Source organism: Chryseobacterium sp. L12 (assembly GCF_056133985.1).
This window is the reverse complement of record NZ_JBVYOF010000002.1, coordinates 246,168-252,167: the sequence shown is the minus strand read 5'-3', so window position 1 is coordinate 252,167 and position 6,000 is coordinate 246,168. Positions and strand designations below refer to the sequence as shown.

Sequence of the window (6,000 nt, the reverse complement as noted above, 5' to 3'; positions counted from 1 at the left end):
TTTGAGATATGACACAACGGAAAGTAACCTATAACCGCAATAAACGTAGTTGTGAATTGCTTTCATTTTTGAGTATCTTTGAGATATGACACAACTATCAGGACTACAGCGATTAATAAGCTTCTGTTGTGAATTGCTTTCATTTTTGAGTATCTTTGAGATATGACACAACCTCAAAATTTAACCCTCTGTTTTTCAGAGGGTTTATTTTGTTTTTAGAATTTAAAATTCAGAATAATTCGAGTTGTTGGAACGTTGGTGGTGGTTCTTCTTTATTTCTGGCAAAAAAGATTTCGATGTCTCCAAACTGTTTATCCGTAATGCACATAATGGCAACTTTTCCGGCTTTCGGAAGCATAAATTTTACTCTTTTAATATGAACTTCCGCATTTTCACGACTTGGACAATGTCGTACATACATCGAAAACTGGAATAAGGTAAATCCGTCATCAATCAATGCCTTCCGAAAACGGTTTGCATCTTTCATATTCGCTTTCGTTTCGGTCGGGAGGTCATATAATACTAAAACCCACATAATTCGGTATGCATTAAACCTTTCGGCGTTCATTTTTGGTGACTATTGTTTGTTTGTCGTAACGTTTGCAGCCCGACCTGAGTGGAGCTCTTTTTGCAGATTTTAACGGTGGAAAAAATGCGGTGGGAAATCTGCAAAAAAGCGGGAACCCTTCGACTGCGCTCAGGATAAACTACAGGCGGATAAAGCTGCCATAAAAAAATTATATCAATTCCGGATAGGAAATCAGCCGTTTTTCTCCTGTGTAGCATTTGTAAAGCGATGACGCGGTTGTTTTTACAGCAACCAGCAACGGTCTTGTTTTGTCATCAATACGCACATCTTTGGTCGCAATCTGGAGAATATGTGCTTTAAATTCTTTCGTCAGTTCTTCAGCATCCGGATGAATTTTCAGCCATTGCATCACGAGTAGATCAACAAACGGACGGTAAGGTTCCATTAAATCATCGGCAAGGCAATACGGATTATATTTATTTTTATGAAAAATACCGAGAACAGGCAACAGTCCGGTTTCTACGATGGCTCTTGCGACAACGCTTCTGAGTACGGCATATCCAAAATTGAAAAACTGATTGGGTGAATCTCCAAAACGCTGCCTCAAAAAGTCCAGACTGATGAGGTATTTCCAGTAATGCTGCGCCGCAATCCCTTCCATATTCGTAATGTCGCCGGATTTTACATTTCTCTGATATTCAATCATCGGTTCAAAATAATTTCCTAATCGTCGTAGAACTTCCTTTTGATTTTCAATTTTACATTCTATGGTTTGTTTCCAAAGTTGCTTTTTGAGTGGTTCACTGGCTTCCAGTTGATCTTTTACGCGGTCGGAATGTTCGGTATGCCCGTACAACGGAAGCATTATTCCGTGAGGTAAATGATGGGCATCACAACTGACTACGACGACATTATTTCCCATCATTTTCTGAATCAGATGGTGCGAAATGGTAATCTGATAATGATCCAGCATCAACAATCCCAAATCTTCCACAGGAATACTCCCCTTTTCTGTTTTGGTTTCCGGACAGAGGATTTTCATCTGCTCGTCTTTGAGCTTAAGATAAGCGGGATTGCCGATGTAAATGGAGCGGGTGATCATTTTTTATGCTTTTGAAATGTTACCTAAACGGTCTGAATTAATTTTGAAACAAAACTCTTTGATAGATTTCTCTCCAATTTTTTCATAACAGTCTTGTGAACCAAATTCTACTTTTTTTGCAATGGTATCAGCAATAGTATGTTTCAAAAAATAAATTTGTTTTTTACTGAATTTTTGAACCACATAAATATTCTTGCTTCTTGCCGATATATTTTTCCAATACTCTATAAACAAAGAACTTGACTCATCCAAAATAACTTCTTCGTTATCATCTGGGAGATATACAAAATCTCCTTGTTTTAAGGTAAAAAGTAATCGTGCGTTATTTCTTTCTTCGAAATATTTTCTAAATAAATCTTCTTTACTAAAATTCTTCTTGTCTTCCGAGCCATTGAATTCTGACTTTAAAAGATTAGCTGCATCAAAAAAAGTAATCAAGTCGTAATGACGTTCCGTTTTATTCTCTTTTAATTTTTTGTCAAATACTTCTTTCTCCATAACTGCAAATAGATAATTATCTCCTGTTTTAACATATAGAGAATCATTAAATGATTTTTGTCTGTCTAACTTTTGCAACGAAATATCATCTTCATCATCAGTTTTTTTCTTTTTAGATTTTAATGGATCTTTATAGTAAATTTTTATGGTTGAAATTGGTGGATGTGGTTTTGGATTTCCTTGTTCATCTTTTCCTTCAGCAAGTTTTTTGTTTAAATCTAATATTCCTTCTGCAGAAAATGCCTCTTCTTTTTTATCATAAGATTTTAAATGTTCTTCTATTACTTTCTTTAAAAATGGATTTACAATTTTTTCTATTGTTTTTTCTGTAGCAAACTGCTTTCCTGCAAGTTTACTAATTGGAATCCTATATATTTCCTTTCCATTTGAAAGACCATACAAAGTTCCTTCGTGCAATTGTCCTCTTAACTTTATTTGTCTATTTCCTTGAATATCATATTGCAACAAAAGTTTATCTTTGGGCTTATGTGAAACTATAATTTCTTTAAGTTTTTGCTCTGCTTCTTCAGGGAAACCATTCCACGGCATTTCAATGGCTCTGAATTTCTCTAGCTGATTAAATATTTCTCTTCTTTTTTCTTCTGCTAAATTCAGTACTTCGTCAAGTAATTCTGTTTTAGTTCCATTAAAATCGGGAAAGAATTTTTCTTTGTTTTTATCTAACCATTCTTTCAGAACTTGATTGAGATCATTTAGTCTTTTGATATGCGCTGGCTGCGTACAAGCTATAACAAGGGCATCCATTGCGTGATGTCTGTGATCTATTCTTTTGCTCCAGCCTTTTATAATCAATTTATTATTTTTCTTTCTGATAAATTCGCTTTTGAATTTCTTAATAAAAGTTTCTTCATCTAAAATAGGTTCATTAAATTCAACACCAGCGTTTTCATATTCTTTAATCTTATTTTCAGTTTCTTTCTTATAATTATCATATTCTAATTGAGCAAGTTTGGGTAATACGGTCTCATACCTTTCTTTCAGTAAAACTTTAAATTTATCTGTCAATCCCCAATGATTTCTCAGATAATCTGTAACTCCTCCGGTGGTAGTTTTTACATTTTCGTTCCCAACAATTTTGTGCAATTCTTCACGGATTCGGATGGAAATATATTGAGTATCCTTTATCTGTCTTTGTATAGGATCTTCTGGAATGGAAGTTGCCAAAAGGTTTCTTCGCTTTTTCCCTGAAAAATATTTGTTTGCGTGATCTATAAACTGATCTTTTGTAAAAATTTGGTAATTTATTGAACCTACCTCGAAATATTCCATAGAAGTTCTGTTTCCCTTGTCATTATTTATAGATTTCTCACAAATGACTTTATTAGAAAGGGAATCATCAAAATATCTTGATTGTGGGATGATGTGATCAACATCATATCTTTCACGATTAAATAACTCCGAAAGCGAAATTGGCTGTCCTGTATATGGTGATATATGACCTTGAGATTCCCAAAGTTTTAACTTTTCTATTTCAGATTTAGACGGATCATTATAGTTTTTAAGATATGCTTCCTGCAAGTTTTCTTGAGAGACCCACAATTTATATTTTTCAATATTTGCAATGGAAATCTCCTGTTTAAGCTCAATTAATTTATTTCTTACTTCTGCATTATGCTTTTGACTTTTTAAATTTGCAGAATACATTTTGCCACGTTCAACTGCATTATTTTTAAGTTCCCTCGCCAGTTCTACTCTTATTTCATCTGGTTTAAAACCATATTTTTTCCAAATATCTCTTACAATAATTAATGCTTCATTAATGATTTGTTCCACCAAAGGATTTCTTAATTCTCCTTGTTTTAATCTTAAAATCTGGGGAAATTCTTTAATTAGTTCATCCTTAGAATATTCTTTAGCGGTATGTTTATCATAAACCAATATGATCGCAATAGCATTTACAATTCCTCCATCTGATAAAACATCCTGATTTTTGTCTAAAAATTCCTGAGCTGACTTTTCAAATGGATCTTCAACATTTTCATTCAGAAGTTTAATGATTTTATCTTTTAATGTATCAGAAAAATTTTGATCAAAAAACTTTCCTGCCCTTGCCAATGGTAAAATATTCTCAATTGCTTTTAGGCTAAGATTGGAATAGTTTCTGCTGAACTTTATTTTAGACATCTTAATCGCAATAGCATCCTTATTTTCTAAGTCAGGTGAATATTTTTCGATAAAAGATAATATTTTAGAAGTTCTGTCACTTGTCAAATCATATTCATTTCCCTTACCATTATAAAGGATTTCCCAAAGTTCCACTTGCCTTTTAAAATCATTCAATTGAAATACATTCCACAGTTCCCCAAAAGTTTTTTGCAGAATTGCTTTTGTATCATTTCCTTTTAACTTGTCTTTGACATTCATTCCGTTAAGAAAATCTACATTTTCTCTTAGATTAAATTCCTTTTTGAGTTTATTAAGTATTGGACTAAAAGATATTTCTTTTTTGCTTTGCAGTTCTTCATATAACCACTCTTTTAGAACTGTTGGAATTGGTTTGTCAATATACTTGTATCTGATTTCACCTTTTCGGTTTACACCATTTTCAATTTTTGTATTAATGACTAATTTATTTATCTGCTCCCAAATTTTATATTCCTGAAAAACAGGATGACTTTTAGCTACTACTTTTTCAGTCGGTTCATATCGACAGTTTGAAATTAAATCCGTTTGATCCTTTAGTTCTCTCTGATAAAATACAACCTGATTTCTAATAACATATTTTAGTCCCTTTTCTAATCCTGTTTGCCGTAGTTTTTCCTGACTTTCTTTTTGTCCTGGAAATATAAATTCTAATATTTTTTGTAATCTGCTTATTTCCAAATGTTCAAGAAACGGATAATATTTAGCTTGCTCATTCCAGACTGCTTCAAACTCCGATTCATAGCGTGAACGCAAAATAACATTATTACGGATTTTTGCCCATTTATTTTCTTTCAGAATATCGAATAAAAGTTCTGAGATAAAATATTCACGACCAATTTCTTTTGATTTATCGGCTAATTGTTTCTCTATATTTTCCATTTTTTTTCTCCAACTTGTTTTATTGGGAAGTTTTATGGTAATAGTATCTCCTGACTTTGCAAGACGAATATTAACCTGAAGCTCTAAAGAATCATTTTCTTTTAAGCTGTCCAAAAAAGTTTCAGCCTCAATGATTCCTTCTTCAGTTTCAATCGAAATTTTTCTTTTATTTAGTTTTTTACCTTTAAAAGTAATCTCTTCAGGTACTCCTAACGACAAAACTTTAGAAAAAATCACAAAGCTTTCATTCGCTTTTTCTTTTTCTTCAGATTCATCACTGTTTTCTTCCTTTTCAGGCTCCGAATTTCCACCAGAATAACCTCTTAATTGATTATATTTATGAATAATTTTACCTAACTCTTTCAATTCAATTTTTCCAGTTAGTGCTTTCACACGTAATTCCAGTAAATCAAAAGCCGTTAATTGATGTTGATTTTTAGAAATTGGAAGTATTGAAATTTTGTCTAATTTATTTGGATCTGAAAATTCATTTACCAGCTTAATTTGATCAGGTAGCATTCCAAGTTCTTGCAAAATATAAATCAGTTTATTTCTTCTCTGTTTATATCTTTTATTGAGTTTCCTCGTTCCTCTTGCAATTCTTCTGTTAGCATTTTTAGTTTGAGCCTGTCCTTGTTCAAACTTACTTAATTCTGCTCCCATCGGAATAATCCTGCTTCCCATTCCAAGAATTTCTCCTTGTTTATTTTCAAAATCTTGTTTGATCAAAGCCCACCCAATAGAGTTGGTTCCTAAGTCTAATCCAAGTATATTTTTAGTCATAATTATTGAGTTTTTGAAATTGCATAAAAGTAAAAAGAATATT

At 32.5% G+C, this 6,000-nt stretch carries 3 protein-coding genes; all 3 read right to left on the bottom strand.

Going from position 1 to position 6,000, the window contains the following annotated elements; all coding sequences use genetic code 11:
- Positions 1-229 precede the first annotated feature (229 nt).
- Positions 230-568, bottom strand: a complete 339-nt coding sequence (gene cas2, locus AC0NBN_RS03730; RefSeq protein WP_007842732.1) for a CRISPR-associated endonuclease Cas2 — start codon at positions 566-568, stop codon at positions 230-232.
- A 169-nt stretch (positions 569-737) separates the two neighbouring features.
- Positions 738-1,631 carry a type II CRISPR-associated endonuclease Cas1 gene (cas1, locus tag AC0NBN_RS03725; RefSeq protein ID WP_160811662.1) on the bottom strand — a complete coding sequence of 298 codons (894 nt, stop codon included), beginning with the start codon at positions 1,629-1,631 and terminating at the stop codon, positions 738-740.
- Between the two features lie 3 nt (positions 1,632-1,634).
- A complete protein-coding gene (gene cas9 / locus AC0NBN_RS03720) occupies positions 1,635-5,957 on the bottom strand; it encodes a type II CRISPR RNA-guided endonuclease Cas9 (RefSeq protein WP_160811661.1) in 4,323 nt (1,440 codons plus the stop codon).
- Positions 5,958-6,000 lie beyond the last annotated feature (43 nt).